The 18,868-nt window shown below is 69.7% G+C and carries 16 protein-coding genes; 6 read left to right on the forward strand and 10 right to left on the reverse strand.

Annotated elements, in window-relative coordinates:
* Positions 1 to 144: 144 nt before the first annotated feature.
* From ACN469_RS02290 to ACN469_RS02305, 4 genes are all read right to left on the reverse strand, one after another.
* A complete protein-coding gene (locus tag ACN469_RS02290; protein ID WP_498763689.1) occupies positions 145 to 1,089 on the reverse strand; it encodes a hypothetical protein in 945 nt (314 codons plus the stop codon).
* A 134-nt stretch (positions 1,090 to 1,223) separates the two neighbouring features.
* The gene (gene gluQRS / locus ACN469_RS02295) at positions 1,224 to 2,171 is read right to left on the reverse strand and encodes a tRNA glutamyl-Q(34) synthetase GluQRS (RefSeq protein WP_498763691.1); all 948 of its coding nucleotides are present in this window, start codon (positions 2,169 to 2,171) and stop codon (positions 1,224 to 1,226) included.
* On the reverse strand, positions 2,168 to 3,385 hold the full coding sequence (locus ACN469_RS02300; protein ID WP_498763693.1) for a PEGA domain-containing protein: 1,218 nt from the start codon (positions 3,383 to 3,385) through the stop codon (positions 2,168 to 2,170). The genes gluQRS and ACN469_RS02300 overlap by 4 nt, the downstream gene beginning before the upstream one ends.
* A 106-nt stretch (positions 3,386 to 3,491) precedes the next feature.
* The gene (locus tag ACN469_RS02305) at positions 3,492 to 3,788 is read right to left on the reverse strand and encodes a DUF378 domain-containing protein (RefSeq protein ID WP_498763695.1); all 297 of its coding nucleotides are present in this window, start codon (positions 3,786 to 3,788) and stop codon (positions 3,492 to 3,494) included.
* A 259-nt stretch (positions 3,789 to 4,047) separates the two neighbouring features.
* Here ACN469_RS02305 and ACN469_RS02310 point away from each other — a divergent pair, with 259 nt between their 5' ends.
* Positions 4,048 to 6,105, forward strand: coding sequence for an AsmA family protein (locus ACN469_RS02310; protein ID WP_498763697.1), 2,058 nt, complete (start codon positions 4,048 to 4,050; stop codon positions 6,103 to 6,105).
* Positions 6,106 to 6,113: 8 nt separating this feature from the next.
* On the opposite strand, the gene ACN469_RS02315 is transcribed toward ACN469_RS02310, so the two are convergent.
* Together ACN469_RS02315 and ACN469_RS02320 are read right to left on the reverse strand one after the other, a co-directional pair.
* On the reverse strand, positions 6,114 to 7,145 hold the full coding sequence (locus tag ACN469_RS02315; protein ID WP_498763699.1) for a hypothetical protein: 1,032 nt from the start codon (positions 7,143 to 7,145) through the stop codon (positions 6,114 to 6,116).
* 152 nt (positions 7,146 to 7,297) lie between these two features.
* Entirely contained in the window at positions 7,298 to 8,359 is a 1,062-nt protein-coding gene (locus ACN469_RS02320) for a hypothetical protein (RefSeq protein ID WP_498763701.1), read from the reverse strand.
* Positions 8,360 to 8,538: 179 nt separating this feature from the next.
* Here ACN469_RS02320 and ACN469_RS02325 point away from each other — a divergent pair, with 179 nt between their 5' ends.
* Positions 8,539 to 9,393 (forward strand): metallophosphoesterase family protein, encoded by an 855-nt coding sequence (locus ACN469_RS02325; RefSeq protein WP_498763703.1) that lies wholly within the window; start codon positions 8,539 to 8,541, stop codon positions 9,391 to 9,393.
* Between the two features lie 31 nt (positions 9,394 to 9,424).
* Positions 9,425 to 11,047 carry an adenylate/guanylate cyclase domain-containing protein gene (locus ACN469_RS02330; RefSeq protein ID WP_498763705.1) on the forward strand — a complete coding sequence of 541 codons (1,623 nt, stop codon included), beginning with the start codon at positions 9,425 to 9,427 and terminating at the stop codon, positions 11,045 to 11,047.
* Here the strand turns inward: ACN469_RS02330 and ACN469_RS02335 are convergent.
* Positions 11,037 to 11,420, reverse strand: a complete 384-nt coding sequence (locus ACN469_RS02335) for a hypothetical protein (RefSeq protein WP_498763707.1) — start codon at positions 11,418 to 11,420, stop codon at positions 11,037 to 11,039. The two genes, ACN469_RS02330 and ACN469_RS02335, sit on opposite strands and share 11 nt — an antisense overlap.
* 197 nt (positions 11,421 to 11,617) lie before the next feature.
* Positions 11,618 to 12,697, reverse strand: coding sequence for a dual-specificity RNA methyltransferase RlmN (gene rlmN, locus ACN469_RS02340; protein WP_498763709.1), 1,080 nt, complete (start codon positions 12,695 to 12,697; stop codon positions 11,618 to 11,620).
* Between the two features lie 162 nt (positions 12,698 to 12,859).
* Here rlmN and ACN469_RS02345 point away from each other — a divergent pair, with 162 nt between their 5' ends.
* The 3 genes from ACN469_RS02345 (at position 12,860) to ACN469_RS02355 (ending at position 16,877) form a co-directional block, all read left to right on the forward strand.
* Positions 12,860 to 14,350 (forward strand): glutamate-cysteine ligase family protein, encoded by a 1,491-nt coding sequence (locus ACN469_RS02345; RefSeq protein WP_498763711.1) that lies wholly within the window; start codon positions 12,860 to 12,862, stop codon positions 14,348 to 14,350.
* A gap of 69 nt (positions 14,351 to 14,419) precedes the next feature.
* Entirely contained in the window at positions 14,420 to 15,901 is a 1,482-nt protein-coding gene (locus ACN469_RS02350) for a hypothetical protein (RefSeq protein ID WP_498763713.1), read from the forward strand.
* A 217-nt stretch (positions 15,902 to 16,118) separates the two neighbouring features.
* Complete coding sequence (locus tag ACN469_RS02355; protein WP_498763715.1) at positions 16,119 to 16,877, forward strand: TolB family protein; 759 nt, start codon at positions 16,119 to 16,121, stop codon at positions 16,875 to 16,877.
* A 159-nt stretch (positions 16,878 to 17,036) separates the two neighbouring features.
* On the opposite strand, the gene ACN469_RS02360 is transcribed toward ACN469_RS02355, so the two are convergent.
* Together ACN469_RS02360 and ACN469_RS02365 are read right to left on the reverse strand one after the other, a co-directional pair.
* A complete protein-coding gene (locus ACN469_RS02360) occupies positions 17,037 to 17,813 on the reverse strand; it encodes a LytR/AlgR family response regulator transcription factor (RefSeq protein ID WP_498763717.1) in 777 nt (258 codons plus the stop codon).
* Positions 17,810 to 18,865 (reverse strand): sensor histidine kinase, encoded by a 1,056-nt coding sequence (locus tag ACN469_RS02365; protein WP_498763719.1) that lies wholly within the window; start codon positions 18,863 to 18,865, stop codon positions 17,810 to 17,812. Before ACN469_RS02365 ends, ACN469_RS02360 begins: the two co-directional genes overlap by 4 nt.
* Between the last annotated feature and the right edge of the window lie 3 nt (positions 18,866 to 18,868).

The following is an 18,868-nucleotide window of genomic DNA, read 5'->3' on the forward strand; positions in this document are numbered from 1 at the left end:
GACAGCGAGGCACCCCTTCGTCACATCGCAACGGTGACGTTAGCGCATGCGGCCCACGCGGGAGGGACGACAAACGAAAGGCCCACCCCTCGGGAGAGGTGGGCCTCGTGCTCCTGGACTTCGAGCCGTGGGGTCCGTGAGGCCCTACGGGTACACCTCGCGGCGCGTCGTGGTGCCGCCGCGCGGCGGGGTGATGACCCCTTCCGCGTGGACGCGCTGGCGCTTGCTCACGCCCAGCCCCGCGCCGAGCACCGAGGCGACGAGCCCCAGCAGCAGCGCGCCGAAGACGCCCCAGAAGGCGCGCCCCGTCTTGTCCGCGGCCTGGAGCGCGCCCTGCTGCACCTGCTCACCCACCTGGCCCACCTTCGCCTTGGCGCCGTCAATCTGCGTCTGGACGCGGTTGGCGACGTCCTCCGAGTCCGCCCGCGACAGCCGCGTGTTCTCCGCGATGGAGGTGACGAGCAGCTCACGGTCCACGTTCCCCGTGCGCACCGCGGTGGTGACGATGTCCTTGGTGGCCGCCTCGAGCTGATTGGCGGTGATGGTCGGCTTGCCATCGGCCTTGAGCCGGTCATTCACGGGCCCCAGCGCATCATTGGCATCCAGACCGAACGCCTGGGCCGCGTTCCCACCCTGGGAGGCCGCGCCCGCCACGGCCGCGCCGGTGGCGCCCACGATGCCCGTGGTGGCCTTCAACGCCGTGCCGAGGATGGTGGACACGAGCATGCCCATGAGGACGACGCCGGCAATCGTCGTCAGGCCCCACATCACCGCGCCGTGCATCGCGCCGCCGCCCTTGTCCACCACGCCCGCCGTGCGCGCGGCCAGGAAGCCGCCGATGAAGAGGGCGATGAGCGGGGCGATGAGGCCCCAGATGCCAGTGCCGATGCCCGCCGAGCGCGCGCTGCCGGGATTGCTCGGGTCCACGGAGGACAGGCCGAGCGCGAGGCCCAGCGAGTACAACAGGATGAGCACGCCGAGCGCGACGACGGTGCCGCCGAGGATGGCGCCCCAGCTCAGCTTGAAAGGTGATCCCGCGCTGGCGCCGATGACGCCAGGTTTCTGATTCTCCACAATCGTGGTTGCCATGGGCCGGGCCTCCTGCCGCGGTGAGCACCCAGGGACGAGCGTGCTCGGGTCCGCGGCAAACATGGGCATCGTCGAGCAACGGACGATTCCACTCCCCAAGGACGCTCCCTCGTCGAGAGGGAGACGGCAGGGGCTCACCGCAGGCCGAGTGCCGCCATGAGCACGTCCTCGCGCGCCACCACGGGCGAGCGGGGAAGGGCTTCCAATGAGAAGGCTCGCACCAGCGTGTCGAGTGTCCTCGGGCTCCCATCGCCCAGCCCGCTCCACGCGGCGAGCAGGCCGAGCACCCGCTCGGGAGCAAGTCCGCGCTCCCTCAGCTCCGCGAGCGCGAAGGCACCCTCGCGCTTGGCGAGGCGCTTGCCGTCCTCTCCATTCACGAGTGGGACGTGGAGGAAGTCAGGCGCCCGCTCACCCAGCGCCGAGTAGAGCTGGAGCTGGCGGGGCGTGGAGGACAGCAGGTCATCACCGCGCAGCACGTGGGTGATGCCGGTGGCCGCATCGTCCACGACGACGGCGAGCTGGTAGCTGGCGACCCCGTCGTTGCGGCGCACCACGAAGTCGCCCACCACCGCGTCCACGTCCTGCGCGTAGGGACCCATCAACGCGTCGATGAAGCGCACCTCTCCGGGGCGGGTGCGGAAGCGGTACGCGGGGGCTCGCGTCTTCGCGCGCTCGACGCGTTGTTCCACGGTGAGGTGGGCGCAGGTGCCGGGATAGCGGGGGCCTTCCTCGGAGAGTCCGTGGGGCGCGCTGGCGGCGCGGGCAATCTCGCCCCGCGTGCAGAAACACGGGTAGACGAGACCTTCCTTCTCCAGCGTGGCGAGCGCGTCGCTGTAGAGGTCGTCGCGCTGACTCTGGACCAGGGGTGTCTCGTCCCAGTCGAGGCCGAGCCAGCGCAGGTCCGCCATCAAGTCCTCCACGTACTGGGGCTTGCAGCGCGCGCGGTCCAGGTCCTCGATGCGAAGGAGGAAGCGGCCTCCGGCGGCGCGGGCCTGGAGCCAGCCGAGCAACGCGCTGCGGATGTTGCCCAGGTGCATGCGCCCGGTGGGGCTGGGAGCGAAGCGCCCGCGAAAGCCGCTCATGGCCGGACCAGCGGCTTGCGGATGGGTTCCACGGGCCTGCGGGTGGGCACGGGCGCGGCGGGCTTCACCGGCTCCGACGTGGGGACGGCGTACACCGTCTGCGCGGCGCGAGTGACGCGCGAGGAACCCGGCGTGGGCGACAAGGGCACGGCTTCCGCCAGCCCCGCTTCCACGCCGCGAGAGGCGAGCTGCGCCGCGAGCGCGCGCAGGGGCTCCCCGGCATCGAGCAGCTCCAGGTCCATCGCGATGCGCGGGAGTCGGCGAGGCGTCGAATCTCCCGGGGCGAACACGAAGGCATCGAGCGCGAGCCCGAGGCCCGAGCGGGATAGGGTGCCGAGCACGATGAGGTCCGCGCTCGACTCGCGTCCCAGCGTCGTCGCGGCCTGGAGCGCGGAGGCGTCCAGGTGGTTGCCGGAGAGGGCGAGGGCCAGCGAGGCCGAGGCGCCGGTGCCGGATGGCTGAATCGTGGTGGTCACCTCGCGCTCGGGGAGCGCCTCCACGACGCCACCCACGGGTTCGCCGGAGGGAAGGGTGGCGCGCCACAGATGCGCGCCGGGCGGCACCTGCGTGACACGGACGGGCGTGGTCCCCACGGAGGCTCCATCGAGGATGACTTCGAGGCCCTGTGGAAAGGACTCGAAGCGGAGGATGCCGCGCGGTTGAGTGGCGTGGGCCGCGCGGACGCGCTCGACGGTGTGAGCGAAGAGGGGCGAGGTGGCGGCCAGGGGCAGCGAGCGACCTGGGGCCACGGCCAGCGCGTGGGTGAGCGCGCTCGCGGCGTCTTCATCGCGGCCGATGGCGTAGCGCACGGCGGCGCGCAGGGCGTACGTGTCCGCGAGCGCGGCGCCGTCCTGGAGGTGGGTGGCGTTCGCGGCATAGGCAGCCAGGGCGCGGCCGAGGGCGGACTCCGCGCGGGTGAAGTCCCGGGCCGCGCGCGCGGTGACGGCTTCCTGCACGGCGGCCCGCGCGGCGGTGAGTGCGTCCGCTTGCGCGTCGGAGACGGGAGTCACGGGGGGCTCCGCGAGGGCCAGCCCCTCCATGCCATGAAGCTCCGAGGCGAGCCGCGCGGCGAGTCGTGGACCCGCGCGCGCGGGCACGTCTCCTGAGATGGCCTGGAAGGGCAGCACGGCCACCTTCTTCCGAGGCGCGCGCTGGGGCGCGGCGATGGAAGAGGCACCCAGGAGGAGGCAGAGCAGGAGCGCGAGTCGCGTCATGGTCGGAGCGGGGAGGAACCGACCGATTTCCTAGCACGGAGCCGAGAGTCGCGCTCCGCCCCACCGATGTGGGGCAGGGCGTGTGCTCCCGGCTTCGATGTGGAGGTCAGGTCCTCCCGCTGATGGTCCTCCTGCCTGTCATCGGGCTCCCCGTGGTGGTCGTCGCCTCCATGCGGCGCCATGGGAAGGTGAGTGCGAGTGCCAATCCCGCGAGCCCCACGATGCAGTAGATGAGGCGGGAGAGAGCGCTCGCCTGGCCCTGCGTGTCGCCACCGAAGATGGCGTTCACGAGGTTCCAGTTGAAGAAGCCAATCAGGCCCCAGTTGATGGCGCCGATGATGGCGAGCACGGCCGTCACCTTCGCGAGTGTGGACCTCAATCGGTCTCCGTCCTGTCGTTCCATGGCCTGTCTCCTCGTGTCGTCATGAGTTTGAGCCGAAGGTGCTCGGTGCCTCTCGGCGTGACCGGGGCCGTCGGTGTCCATCGGTCTTCAATCTACGGAGCCCCTGGAGCGCCCGACGCGATGGCCTGGCCGTCCTCGTGTTTCGCGGCGCTGCGGTCGAGGTGTCGCGCCCACGCTCATCGAGGCCAGAGGCGTTCCAGCGGAGGGCCCACTTCCCGAGGGGCGTCTCGGAGCCAGGGACTGCTCATCATCTGGGGCGATGAAACAGGATGCGAGGAACAGGAGAGACCCTTCCCGTCATCGCGCCTTGAAGGTCGCGCTCGGCGTCGTGGCCATGGCGTTGGTGCTGATTGTCGGCGTGTTGGTGGCCAATCCATCCTGGCTCGCGCAGCGACTGCGCGGACAGGTGGAGACGGCCGCCACCCGTGCCCTCGGTCACAAGGTGACTCTCGAGAAGCTCGACGCCCAGTGGTTTCCGAAGCCCGGCGCCACGATGACGAACTTCCGCGCCGAGGGCGAAGGGAACGAGCCGCCCTTCCTGGAGGCCTCACGCGCGACGGCCACCGTGCAGCTCTGGCCGCTCATTCGAAGCCTCGGCAAGGACGTGCGCGTGGGCTCGGTGAAGCTCGAGGAGCCCCGGGTGAACCTGGTCCGGCGTGGCGATGGGACCTGGAACTACGAGTCCGTCGGAAGTGCTCCAGCAGCCCCCAGCGATGGCAAGGAGTCCGGAACAGAGGGGACAGAGGCCTCCGTGGAGCGCCTTCGGATTGAGAACGGCGTCGTACAGGTGACGGACCGGCAAGCGGCGGGAGGCACGGCCGCGGTGGCGCTCCAGGACCTCGATGCGGACCTGAAGCACGTGGGGCCTGGCCTGCCGCTCGAGGGCACGCTGAAAGCGGCGGTGGCCGCCTCGAAGCAGAACGTGGAGATGGACTTCAAGGTCGACCCGCTGCCCACCGGCAAGCCCGGGCCCGGTGTGCCCTGGCCCAAGGTGACGATGAAGCTGCGCGGCAGGGACCTCTCGGTGAGCGCGGTGCGTGACTTCCTTCCGTCGTCGGCGACGGAGTCCTTCACCGGAGGCCTGGTGGATGTCGACGCGGAGGTGACGACGAAGCCGCAGGGGCAGTACGCCCTCACGGGCCATGGAGCGGCGAAGGGGCTGAAGCTCCGAGGTGACCCGGCGAGCGGCGCGTTCGATTTCAACTCGCTCATCGACCCCGACCACCTGAAGGCCACGAAGGTGAACTTCACGCGCCTCTCGCTCGCCGGGCCGGGTGTCGACCTGGGGGGGACGGCCTCGGTGCAGATGGCACCTCCGCGCGTGCGGTTTGCGTTGGAGGGGAAGGAGCTCGACCTGCAGCACCTGCTCGGGGCGCTTCCCAATGAGCCGAAGAAGGAGTCCACCTCGACTGCCACCGCGCTTCCCTCCACGGTGCGAGCGCGGCTCGGAAAGGTGGAGGTGGACGGGACGCTCAAGCTCGGGACGCTTCGTCACGGGAATCTCCAGGCGACGAACGTGGACGCGCAGGCGAAGTTGGACGAAGGGGTGCTGCTCATCGAGAAGGGCGGGGCGACGGTCTACGGAGGACGAGCGGACCTCACGGGGACGAAGGTGGACCTCACGAAGTCCCAGCCCGCGTGGACGCTGAAGGCGAACCTGGAGGGCATGGACACCGCGCAGGCCTTTCAGGCGTTGTCCGGACAGTCGTCGCTGCAAGGCCTCGCCAGTGGGGAACTCCAACTCGATGGCAGTGGCTTGGACTGGGCGCGGGTGCGCAACGGTGTCACGGGGCGCGGGAACGTGCGGCTGAGCAACGGTGTGCTCACGACCGCGGACCTTGGGGGCGCGGTGGCTCCGGTCCTGTCGCAAGGTCTCTCGGCGCTGGGGCAGAAGGGGGCGGCGGGGACGGTGCGGAAGGCGGGGCAGGGCACGCAGTTGAAGGACTTGACCGCGCGCTTCAGCGTCAAGAATGGCTGGATCTCGTTCACCCAGCCCATGGCGTTCCAGTCGGATCTGGGCAACGGGACGCTGGATGGCCGGGTGGGATTGGATCAACGCCTGGAGCTCAAGGGGACGATTGATGCGTCCAAGGAGTTCGTCTCGGGCCTCACGGGAGGCGCGGTTCCCCTCAAGGCGCCGGTGTCCGTTCCGCTCACCATCACCGGGACATTGAAGGCGCCCATGGTGAACGCGGGGAGTCCGGGGGATATCGCGAAGGGCCTGCTCCCCGGAATGGTGCCGAAGAGCATCGAGGACCCTGTGAATCAGGCACGCAAGAGCCTGGGCGGGCTCTTGAAGAGGCCCGGCAAGAAGTAGGGACCGGGTTACTTCGCTGGAGGGTGGATGGGCTGGGGCTTCAGGCCATGACGTTGCTTGAAGTCCGGCCACTCGCGCACGAAGACCTGGGTGACTCCTGGTGCGGGGCTCTCACCGAGGCGCTCGCGCAGAAGCTCGAAGGCGAGGATGGCCCAGTGGGGTGGAGGGTTCTCGGTGGCGACCGTCTCGAGGACATTCGCGACCACGCGGTTGACGTCCTTGCTGGGAAAGCCGCGAAGGAGCTTGAGTAACAGCGCGAATGTGGGGTCGAAGGAGGGAAACGCGACGATGTCGTGAGCGAGTTCCTCGCGATAGCCGCGGACCCGTGCGGTGTCGTCAGGAGAAGCCCTCGGGTTGTAGAAGGAACGGACCGCGTCGAACTCTTCGGCGGCCAGACCGAATACGCCATCCCACCGTGTCACTGGATGGACCGCAGCGAGCACCCTCCAGTCCCAGTGCGCCTTCTCGAAGTCGGGGGCCTCCCCCGCAAGACGTGCTTGAGTCCATCGGTCCAGAGCCTGCCGGGCCGCTGTCACCACCCGTCGATATGCGTCCACATCCGAGTCGCTGGCTGGGAAGCGCGTCCCACAGAACAGGCTCCCGGCCGACCACTGGCCTCGGACCTTTTCGAGGAATGCGACGACCTTGAGTCCGACTCTGAATTGCACCTGCGTGTTGCACGGGAACTCGGGCGTGAAGAGCACCTTGATGTGCTCTCCGATGCTCCCCGAACCCTTCCATGCTTCCCGAACCTTCAACGTCGCAAGGGCGTTGTCCCCCCACGGACTGGGGTCATCCGAGGACTTCGGAAGCGCACTTACGTTCTCGACGTCTGCCCAGACAATGAGCCGGGCCTCGTGTGTCAGTTCCCAGAGCGTTTGCGGCGAAGGAGGAAATGAGGCGCTGGCTTGGGGCGCATGGCTGAGCACGGTGACCAGTGCCAGGGCGAGAAATCGATAGGTCGTTCTGGCGACTGTCCACCGCGACGCGGCGGGTGTGGATGGCGCGGTTTGACGTGCGCGGGGTGATTGCTCACGCATGGGGGCATCTCCTAGGGGCGCAGGAGCATCCCGTTTCACGCCCGCAGGTCGCTCACGCGGACTCCATCTCTGCATCATGCTTTCATCACGAGGCCGCCCAGATTGCAGCCTACTCGCTCGCGCGACGGCCTCCATGAACCCGAGGGATGGCTCTAGAGGGAAGGAGCGTCACCTGGCCCAGGGACTCGGCGGGGTGGGGGAAGCGGAAGAGGTCGGGGCTTCAGGCCGTGGCGTTTCTTGAAGGCCAGCCAGTCTCGCGCCACTTCGGTAGCGTTCGCGGCCTTGGATTCATCGAGGTTGGTTGAGGGGATTTCGTACCAGGGTCTTCTCCATCCGGGCTTCTCGCCGTAGCGCTCACGTAGCCGGTCGATGGCGAACCCCGCCCAATCGGGTGCTCCCTTCTCGGTGATGAGTGTTTCGAGGATGTTCGCGGCCGTCCTGTCGACGACCTTGCTGGGGTAGCCGTGCAGCGCGGCGAGCATCTGCGGCAGCTTTGAGTCGAAGGGCGGATGCTCCACCAACGCGCGAGCCAGTTGCTTTCGCTGGGCTGGGGTCAGTCCGGGGCCCAGCGTCGCCCCATACAATCCATCCCAGCGCGTCGCTGGATGAAGCGAGGCGAGCACATGCCAGTCCCGCCGTGCCGCCTCGAACTCGGGTGTCTCCTGGCCATTCCCGGTCGGCACCCTGAGGGCTTGTGCCTCTCGTGCCGCCGTCACCACTCGGCGAAAGGCCTTCACTTCCGAGGGAGTCTCCGGATAGCGGGCTCCGTAGGACAAGGCCACGGTGTGCCATTGGCCACGCTGCTTCATCAGGAACGCGACGACCGCGAGACCGGGTTCGTAATGAGCGGGCGTTGGACAATCGAGGTTCGACGCGAAGTGGACGTCGATGTGCTCGCCCGGCTGCGCCGAACCCTTCCACGTCTCCCGGACCTTGAGTGTCGCGACGTCGCTGTCGTCCGGGAACCGCGGCGCGGAATGGGCCACCCGTGGCAATGGACTCACTCTCTCCACGTCCGCCCAGACGACGAGTTCTGCCTCTTGAGTCAGGGGCCAGAGGGTCAGCGGTGCGATGGAATCGGCCTCGGCGCGCGGGGCGTGGACGAACAAGGCGAGCAACGTCAGGACTCGCAGTCCGGAGAGCTTCCCTACCTCCATCCGCGATGGAGGAAAGCCGGGCCTGCCGCCAAGCTCACGATGGGAGGACTGAAGCATGGATGCAGCATCCCGGGTTCGACCATGCCGATGGTCGCGTGGGCTCCATTGCTCCGTCATCCTTCTGTCATGGCGCACGCTTGGTGGGCAGCACCTCCTACGCAGAAGCCGCTTCCCCTCCCTCCGCATCCAGGGAGAATGCCCGCACCCGGCCGGCCGTTGCCCGGGCGGGAGATTCGATGCGCTTCATCCACTGCTCCGACGTCCACATCACCGACGACTACTTCGCGCTGCCCCTGCGCCGGCTCGGCTGGCGTCGCTGGGTCGCCCTGGCCGAGCTCACCGTGGGTGGCCGCGCGAAGCGCTACGCCCGCGCCCCCCACGCCCTCTCCGCCATCGCCCGCGAGGTGCAACGCCACGCGGCCGACCACTTCATCCTCTCCGGCGACCTCACGGCCTACGCGCTCGACAGCGAGTTCCGGGGCGCCCGCGAAGCCCTGGGCCCCCTCGCGGAGGACCCGCGCCGCTGCACCATCATCCCCGGCAACCACGACGTCTACACGCCGGGCAGCCACAAGAAGGGCCGCTTCGCGAGCCACTTCGGCCACCTGCTGGAGAGCGACCTGCCCGAGTATCGCCGCGAAGGCGCCTTCCCCTTCGTGCGCCTCGTGGGCACCGAGGCCGCAGTGGTGGGCCTGCTGTCCGCCCGCGTCCCGCCCACTCCGGGCCTGTCCTACGGTGTCATCGGCGACGCGCAGCTCGCGGGGCTGGAGGCCTTGCTGAAAGATTCTCGGCTGGAGGGGCGCGCCGTGTTCGTGGTCGTCCACCATGCCCCGCTGACCCGCCAGGGCCAGGCGGACCACTGGCACCACGGCCTGCGCGACGCCCAGGCCCTGCTTCGCCTGCTCCCAGGGCCTCGCTACGCCGTGCTCCACGGCCACATCCACCAGCGCTACCACCACCCCGCCACCGCCGAGCGCCCCCACATCTTCGGCGCCGGGTCCTCCACCGAGGCCGGTCACGAGGGCTACTGGCTCATTGAAGTGGCCGGGGGCCAGGTGGTGGGAGGACAGCCCCAGACGCCGGCCCTGTGACAGCCAGCGCTCATGGCGGTAGAAAGTGCTCATGACGCATCCGCCGCACGCACCGCCGTCCACGGATTTGAGCCTGGAAGAGTACAAGGCGCTGCGCGCCCTTCAGCGCGCCGTGGATGACCTGCTGGAAGAGAGCCTCCGCGAGCGAGAGAACCTCGCCCAGTCCTTCCGCCGCTGCTTCCCGCCCATCCTCGCCCTCACCGGCGCCCGCGCCGTGGCGCTGACGACGCGCGACGAGGAGCTGCGCGTGCAGACCTGGACCGAGGGCGACTGGGGCGAGGACTTCCCTGGCCCCCTGCTGGAAGGCGCCTCCGGGGCCCGACGCCTGGGCGCCGACACGCTCGTCACCCAGCCGCTCGACGTCGCCGGAGACCGCGTGGGCTCCTTCGGGATGGTCTTCAAGGGAGACCACACGTCACCCGAGGCCTCCGCGCGAGCCCTGCGCGTGCTGGACACCATCGCCGAGCAGCTCGACACGGTGCTGTGCATGGTCCACACCGCGTCGGAGAAGCACCAGCTCATCATCCAGTGCAACGCCCACCTGGCCAACCCCGTGTTCGAGGTGGGCATGGACCAGGCGGTGCTGACGCTGGCCCAGCGCGTGCGCCTGCCCACCTTCCTCCTGCTCTACCGCGACGCGGTGCGGGCCCAGGTGCTGCACTACCGCATGTACCGCCACGGCCACCTGGAGTTCGAGAGCGGCGAGCAGCCCAGCCCGGATTTGGAGAAGGCCCTGCGCCAGTACGGCCACCGGCTCCTGGCCTCCGAGGTCTCCGCGCTGCACCAGCTGCTCCCCGGCCGCACCACGGAGGCCGTGCTCATCTCCGGCGCCGCCACCAGCGAGCCGTTGGGCAAAATCGCGGTCTCCTGCGACGAGGGCTTCTCCGCCTACGCCATGGACCTCATCCGCGTCCTGGCCTCCACGCTCAGCCAGCGCCTGCTCGACTACAACCGCGAGCGCATCCACCTGTCGCAGTTCTTCCCCAACGCCATCATCGACGCGCTGTTGCAGGACCCCAACTACGCGCAGCACCTGCGCGCGCAGGACCAGGAGGTCGGCATCCTCTTCGCGGACATCAACGGCTTCACCCGCATCTGCGAGCACGGCTTCGACAGCCCGCGCAGCATCGCCCGCTTCGTGGACGAGTGGAGCGCGCGCGCCGTGGACAGCATCTGGGAGCACGGCGGCGTGTTCGACAAGATGGTCGGCGACTGCGTCATCGGCCTCTTCGGCCCGCCCTTCTTCAAGTCCAGCCGCGTGGAGCGCGCGCAAGCCACCGTGCGCGCCGCGTGTGACATCCAGGCGCTCACCGCCGCGCTGGGCGCTCGCGAGGAGGTGGTGGCGCTGTGCGAGCGCGTGAAGCTGCCCGGCCTGGGCGTCGCCGTCGGCGTCAACCTGGCGAACGCCAACTGTGGCCTCTTCGGCCCCAACCGGCAGTACACCGCGTTCTCCAGTGGGATGAATCAGGCCGCGCGACTCCAGTCGCTGGCGGGCTTCCGGGAGACGCTGGTGATGGCGAGCGCGCGGGAGGCGCTGGTGGGCTCACGAGAGCCGTTCGTCCAGCGCCTGCGCTTCGGCGCGCTCACGGAGACGCCGGTGAAGAACGTGGCGCAGCCGCTGCGCCACTACCGCATGGAGCCGCTCACGCCGTGAGGTGCGAGGCCGCGTAGCGCCGGGAGAAGTGGATCCACCGGCGCTCGTCCACCTCCACCTGCCACTCGGAGTTGGGCGTCAGCGGCAGCCGCTGCTTGAGGAAGCTCTCCAGGTGGTCCGCGGCCTTCACCGGCGTGAGGCCCGGCGCGCGGAACGCGATGTGGAGCGAGACTTCCAGCCCGTCGGACACGTCGACGGATGCGCAGATGCGCAACGCGCCCACGCGCCGCTGATAGAGCGTGTTCTGCCCAGGCCACGCGGCGGGGTCTGTCTCCCGACGAATGACCGCGAGCCAGTTGGACGGCTGGAGGATGAAGTCGAGAAGATCGCTGCTCGCTTCTTCCGTCGTTGCGTGCTCGTGGATGGAAAGCATCGCCCACCTCCCCTGAGAAGCCGATGGAAAGAATGTGCCCACGGCCATGGAGCGTGCAAGAGGCCCCCCGCGGAAACCTCGCGGGTGTCCTCCAGCGACACAAGCTTGCGAAATCAGGTGTGGGGCCGGGACCGCATTCGCCGACGGCGCACGTTAACGGGCGTGGCTGACATGCGCGCGCCCAACCCGCCCCCCGCTCATGGGCTGGTGGGAAGTGAACGGCGGGAGCGTCGCTCCACGGTGGACTTGAGCTGACCACAACCCGCGTCGATGTCGATGCCCCGGCGTTGACGCACGGTGCTGGGGACACCGTGCGACATCAGCACGTCCTGGAAGGCGCGCACCGATGCGGGCTGGCTCGGGTCTCCGTCGTAGCCCACCGTGGGGTTGAGGGGGATGACGTTGACGTGCGCGTCCATTCCGCCCAACAGCGCGCCCAGCGTGTGCGCGTGCTCCGACGTGTCGTTGCGTCCGGCGATGAGCGTCCACTCGAAGAAGATGCGGCGCTTGCGTCGGGCGATGTAGTAGCGGCACGCGTCCATCAGCTCGTCCAGCGGCCAGCGACGTCCCGCGGGCACCAGCGCGGCGCGCTCCGCGTCGGTGGCGCCGTGGAGGCTGACGGCGAGCTGCACGGGCCGGTCCTCGTCCGCGAGCCGGCGGATGCCGGGCACCACGCCCACCGTGCTCAGCGTGATGAAGCGCGGCCCCATCGCCAGGCCCAGCGGGTCCACCAGGACATCCACCGCGGCCAGGGTGTTGTCGTAGTTGTGCAAGGGCTCGCCCATGCCCATGAGGACGACGTTGCGCAGCGACTCGCCCGTCTCGCGGAGGATGCGCTGCACGTGGAGGATCTGCCCCACGATTTCGCCCGGGGTGAGGTGGCGTGAAAGACCCATCTGCCCCGTGGCACAGAAGACGCAACCCATGGCGCAGCCCGCCTGGGTGCTGATGCACACCGTCGCACGTCCCTTGAAACGCATGAGGACGGTTTCAATCGTCTGACCGTCTTCCAGACGCAGCAGGAGCTTGTGGGTGAAGCCGTCGGAGCTGAAGGCCTCGTGGTGCGTGGCCAGGTGGCTCAAGCGGGTGCGCTCACGCAGCGTGTCTCGCAGGTCCGCGCGCAGGCCCTGCACTTCGTCGAGCGCTCGCGCCTGCTGACGGTACAGCCCGCTCCACAAGACGTCGCGGTGGTGGGGCCGGAAGCCCCAGTCGGACAGCAGCGCGCCCAGCGCGGGCCGCGTCAAGTCGTAGAGGTTGGTGGGCGTGTCGGACGGCATGGCCAGGGCTCCAGATAACACACCCGGGCCGGCGTCACCCGGGGCCGCGCGGGCAAGGGGCAGGGGCTGCCGAAGCCTCCCACCTGGGATATCCGGCGGGCGGCCCGGCGAGCCCCTGGCAAGCGCTGCCGGTGCGGGCGACCGTGCACAGCTTGTCCCGCCATGGGTCTCGCGATTGAGCAGGAGGAATTTCTTCCGGAAGACCACGCGCGGTTCTCGCAGCGGCTCGCGGAGAACCTGGAGGCGCTGCGCGCGCTCCTGGCGCGGCCGGGCTTCGGTGAGGGGCCGACGACGATTGGCGCGGAGCTGGAGCTGTTCCTCGTCGACTCGATGGGCTTTCCGCTGCCGGTGAACCAGCGGGTGCTGGCGGAGACGAAGGACCCGCGCGTGACGCTGGAGGTGGACCGCTTCAACCTGGAGGTGAACTTGAGCCCGGGTCCCCTGGCGGGCCGGCCCTTCACCGCGCTCCAGGCGGAGTTCGAGGACTCGCTGCGAGAGGTGCGGCGCGCGGCGGCGACGCAGGGCGCGCGGGTGGTGGCCATTGGCATCCTCCCCACGCTGCGAGTGGCGGACCTGGGCCCCCACGCGCTCACCGCCCAGACGCGCTACCACGCGCTGAACGCGGCCATCCGCCAGCGGCGCACCGCGCCCTTCCAGGTGGCCATCAACGGTGAAGAGGAGGCGCTGAAGCTCGCGTGGGACGACGTGACGCTGGAGGGGGCGAACACGTCGCTCCAGTTCCACCTCCGCGTGAAGCCGAAGGACTTCGCGCGCCTGTACAACGCCGCGCAGCTCGCCACCGCGCCAGCGCTGGCCGTCTCCGGCAACTCGCCGCTGTTCCTGGGGCGCAAGCTCTGGGACGAGACGCGGGTGGCGCTGTTCCGTCAGGCGATGGATGACCGGGGCGAGCCGGGCGAGGGTGGCTTCCAGCCCCATGCGCGCGTGACGTTCGGCCACGGGTGGGCTCGCGAGGGTGCGTACGAGCTGTTCGCGGAGGCGGTGGCGCTGCACCCGCCGCTGTTGCCGGTGGTGGGCAAGGAGTCCGCGCTGGACCGCGTGGCGGAGGGCGGAGTGCCCGGCCTGGAGGAGCTGCGCCTGCACCAGGGCACCGTGTGGTCCTGGAATCGCGCGGTCTATGACCCGAAGGACGCGGGCCACCTGCGCATCGAGCTGCGCGCGCTGCCCGCGGGTCCCACCGTCGTGGACATGGTGGCCAACGGCGCCTTCGTGTTGGGGCTGACGCTCGGGCTGGCCGAGCGCATGGACGCGCTCCTGCCGGCGCTGCCCTTCGCGCATGCGGCGGGCAACTTCATCCGCGCGTCGCGGCGGGGGCTGGACGCGGAGCTGCTGTGGCCGGGCGAGTCCGCGCCGAGCCCGCGCGTCACGCCCGTGGTGGACCTGCTGCGTCAGCTCATCCCGGTGGCGCGGCGAGGGCTCCTGTCGGCGGGCGTGGAGGCCGATGAGGCGGACCGGATGCTGGACATCATCTCCAAGCGCGTCGAGCTGCGGCGCACGGGCGCGCGCTGGCAGCGGCAGATGCTGACCCGCCTGGAGGCTCAGATGCCGCGCCAGGATGCGCTGGCGGCGATGCTGGAGCGATACATGGAGCATGCTGCTTCAGGGCTGCCCGTGCACGAGTGGCCCGTGGAGTGAAGGCTGGAGCGTGAGACCCGCCGGGCGGGCGTCCGGCGGGTTGTGCATTGCGAGGAGGCCGGTCTCGGGTTGAATATCAGCCCGCCCGGTGCGTCAGCGACCGAGCACCCCGCCTCCGCGCTCATGCTCCGACTCCTCCCGTCGCTGTTGCTGCTCGTTGTCCTTGGTAGTGCCTGCTCCACCCTGCGCGGTCGCGCCGACGAGCTGGCTCGCAACGGCCAGTTCGACGAGGCCGCCGCCATCTACGACGAGCTCGTCACCAAGAGCCCCTTCGAGAAGGACCTCGTCAACGAGCGCGACGGCCTGCGCGGCAAGGCGCTGGGACAGCTGTTGGGCAACGCCCGGCGCTATCGGCTGGAGGGCATCGACGAGAAGGCGGAGGACGACCTCCTGCGCTTCCTGGACCGCCGCGCGCAGTGGAACTCCAAGCTGAACGGTGGCCTGGAGAGCTCGCTGCTGGAGGAGATGGAGGGCACGCACAAGCACCTGCGCCTCACCATCAGCACGCCCGCGAGGCAGGGGCTCGCGCTGACCGCGGAGGAGTCGCTCGCGCGCAAGCGCCCGCTGCTGGCGCACAAGGAGATGGTCGTCATCCATCGGGAGATGGAGTCCGTGGTGCTCCAGAGCGGCAAGGACGGATGCCAGCGGCTGCGCGACGTGCCCTCCGAGGATGCACCCCACTGGCGGGAGCTGGTGTCGCGCTACTGCCGTCACTGGCGCGAGTTCGCCCCCGAGCCGCCTCCGGCCCCCGAGCTCACCGCGTCACCGACGTGGACGGGCCAGGTGATGGGGCTGGACTCCGCGCGCATGGACCTGCTGCGCGGCAAGCTCACGCACGCCTTCGAGGCCTCGCCCTGGTTCTCTCCCGCCGCGCGCTACCGCCCGGAGCTGTCGCTGGGCGGCCGCTTCGCCACGCTCCGCGACAGCCGCTCCGTCGAGCTGACCGCCCCCTATACCGAGAAGGTCCCCTACACCGACCACGAGGAGCGCACGGAGACGGTGGAGGTGCCCTACGACACGGAGGAGGAGTACACGGACAAGGACGGCAAGAAGCAGACGCGCAAGGTGACCAAGGTGCACACGTACACGCGCAGCTTCACCGTCGCCGTGACGCGCTACAGGGACGTAGCTCGCACCTTCGAGTTTCACGCGCTGCGTCTGTCGGTGGAGCACCAGCTCACCTTGTCGTCCTCGGGCGTACTGGATGTCCAGCGTGGGGCCATGTCGGCGGTGCTCCAGGACCACCTCTCCGAGTCCGCCTACGAGCACGACGTCAGCTTCGGCCCCGGCGACGTCTCCCCCAGCCGGGCGAACTTCACCTCGCCGGAGTCCTGGCTCGAGCAGCGCGTGGACCAGATGAGCGCGCGCTTCGCCCAGACGCTTCGGGAGCACTGGCGCGAGTCCTACTGCACCACGCCCGCACGCACATTGGATGAGGCTGCCCGCTGTGCGCGTGCCGGCCTCACGCTCCCTACTCCTGCATACCAGGTTCTTTCGGAAGTCCTCGGGGACGACGCAGCGCGTGTACCGTCCTTGTTCGTGACGCGGTGACGCGCTGCAAGACAGCCTCGTCAGCTACTCAGCGGGTCAATCCCGACTGAGTTGAGACCGGGTGGATTGTTCCCGTCTTCTGACGTGAAATACCCGTGAGTGCGGGTCAGACTGGTTTGTCACTATTCGTACTCAGCAGCGGAAATTTCACACAGAGGACCGTATGCATCCGAATGAAGGTCGAAGTGTCGCTCGTCGTAGGACCCTCGCGATGTGGATGGCTTCTTCCCTGGCGCTCGCCGCGTGCGGCCCCGCGGAACTGGAGGAGACCGCTTCTGCGCGGGACGCTGTCGTGGTGGAGCAGGCCGGTGCCCTGGAGACGGAAGGACTCGTCGCGGACCGCCGCATCATCGTCTACCTCACGGGCAGCCAGTCGCTGTACGCGGTGCAGGATGGCCGGTCGACGCTGGTGGCGAAGCGCAGCGGCGCGCCGTCGGTGTCTCCGGATGGCCGCGAGGTCGTCTACGCGAAGCTGCCGGACTCGTGGAACGTGGGCGACGCGGTGACGCGCACCGAGCTGCACGTCTACAACGTGAAGAACGGCAAGGACGACAAGCTGACGTCGGGTCAGGATGACTTGGACCCGTCGTGGACGCCGGACGGCAAGCGCATCCTGTTCCAGTCGAAGAATCGCTCGGGGCTGGCCTCGTTCTGGAGCGTGAAGGCCAACGGCAAGGACCTGGACCAGGTGACGAACAGGGGCGGTCCCCGCTCCACGGACCCGGCCTTCGTACCCACGCCCGCGAGCAGCACCGGCGTGCAGTGGGCGCCGAATGACCGCCGCATCATCGTCTACTTCACGTCCCAGACGAGCGACAGCGAGGTCCGCGTGGTGAGCTTCAACCAGGACCTTGGCGTCGCGTCCGCCTACAGCCTGGGCAAGGGCACCTCTCCGCAGTGGACCGAGCGTGGCACCGTCACCTTCGTGCGCAAGGTGAACGGCCGCGACGTCCGGGTCGAAGTGAGCGTGCAGTAGCAGGTCAAGGCGCGGCGCGAGCTGGGCGCGCCGTGAGCAGGGCTGACTCCGAGGTGGGAGTCAGGTGGCGGGCCGTGAGAAGAGGTTGAATGGCCGCGCGCGGGGATGAGGGGCAATGGAGGCCCTCTCTCGCCGCGGCAAACCTCACGGGGGACTTCTTCAGCCCTCGTCCTCGGCGCCTCGACGCAAACCCAGCATCTTGCGCAGCTCCCGAGCGGACTGGCGGCTGATCTCCACCGCGTGTCCCCGTGCCGTGCGCGCCAGGTAGCCCCCCGTCTCCAGTGGCTCCAGCCGCGCGACGTGGCGCAGGTTGAGCAGCGCCCTGCGGTGCACGCGGTGGAACAGCTCCTCGGGCAGCTTCTCCGCCAGCTCGTTGAGGGTGAAGTCGGTGAGGAACTCGCCCTGCGTGGTGAACACCGTCACCAGCTCGTCATCGAGCGACGCGTGGGAAATGGTCTCCGGGTCCACCAGGACGATGCCCTGCCGCGTGGGGATGGGCAGCCGTGGCAACGCGCGGAGCGGCGCTGCCTTCTCGGGAGGCGGCGTGGTGTCGCGTGGGCGGGCGTCGGCTTCGATGCGCGCGCGGGTGCGCTCCAGGGCCTTCTGCAGGCGCGCGGGCTCCACGGGCTTGAGCACGTAGTCCACGGCGCCGTGCTCGAAGGCCTCCACGGCGTGCTCGGCGTGAGCGGTGCAGAGCACCACGCGCGGGCGTCCCTCGGGCAGGAGGGCCAGCGCATCCAGTCCACTGAGGCCGGGCATGTGGATGTCCAGCAGCACCACGTCCACGCCGCCCGCGCGCACCGCGGCGAGCACGGCCTCTCCATCCGCGGCCTCGCCGCACACCTCCACGTCGGGCAGGGCGCCCAACAGGCGCGACAGCCGCTTGCGGGCGAGCAGCTCGTCATCGGCGATGAGGACTCGCAGCGGTGGGCTCACGTGACGACTCCAGGCAGGGGGCCCGAGCGGGGCAGGGTGACGGTGACGCGGGTGCGGCCCGCTTCGCTGCTCAGGGCCAGGTGCGCCCGGTCGCCATAGGCCAGGGCCAGGCGGCGCTCCACGGTGGGCAGGCCCGCGCTGCCTTCGCGTGGACCCTTGGAGGCGCCGGGGTTTTCAATGGCCACCTCCACGTCCTGCTCGCGCACGCGGACGCCCAGCGACAGGAGGCCCCGGTGGCCCGCGGCCGGGCCGTGCTTCACCGCGTTCTCCGCCAACGGCAGCAGCACGAGCGGCGGCACCGGCACGTTCTCCGCGCCCGCCGACACCTCCAGCGCGAGCTGGAACAGCTCCGGGTCTCGCAGGAGGTGCAAGTCGAAGAGGGTGCGCATCAGCGCCAGCTCCTCCGACAGCGGCCACGTCGCCTTGCGCACGCCGGCGAGCACCGAGCGCAGCATGGTGGACAGGCGCAGCACGGCGGCCTCGGCCACGGCGCCGTCCTCGCGGCACCACTCCGCGATGGCGTTGAGCGTGTTGAAGAGGAAGTGCGGGTCCAGGTGGCTGCGCAGCGCGAGCAACTGCGCCTGCTCCGCCTCCAGCGCGAAGCGGGCCGCGCGGGCGCGCTCCTTCGCCAGCGACTCCTCGAAGCCGATGTCCCGCCCCAGGCCCCAGCCGCCCACGAGGAACAGCGCGTTGCACACGATGAGGTTGGTGGGCTGCGTCAGGAAGGTGGGCCCCATGCCCAGAAGCTTCGGCACCACGAAGCCGGAGGTGAGCACCACGCCGCTGCCCACGGTGCCGTACATCAACACGCGCACGCCGCCATGGCTCAAGTCGAGCCCGCCCGGGAAGAGGACGCGGTAGGAGACGGGGGCCACGGCCACGAAGAGCAGGCACATCAGCACGCCCAGGTGGGGCGCGAGCGGCTCGTGACTGAAGCGCGTCTGCGCGGCGACCAGGGGCGCGGACACCAGGAGGATGGGCACGAGCCTGCGGGGCTCCGCGAGGGCCCGCAGCGTGGCGCGGACGATGGACCCTTCTGGCTTCTCCGACATGCT

Source organism: Corallococcus terminator (genome assembly GCF_049194865.1).
Classification (GTDB): Bacteria; Myxococcota; Myxococcia; order Myxococcales; family Myxococcaceae; genus Myxococcus; species Myxococcus terminator_A.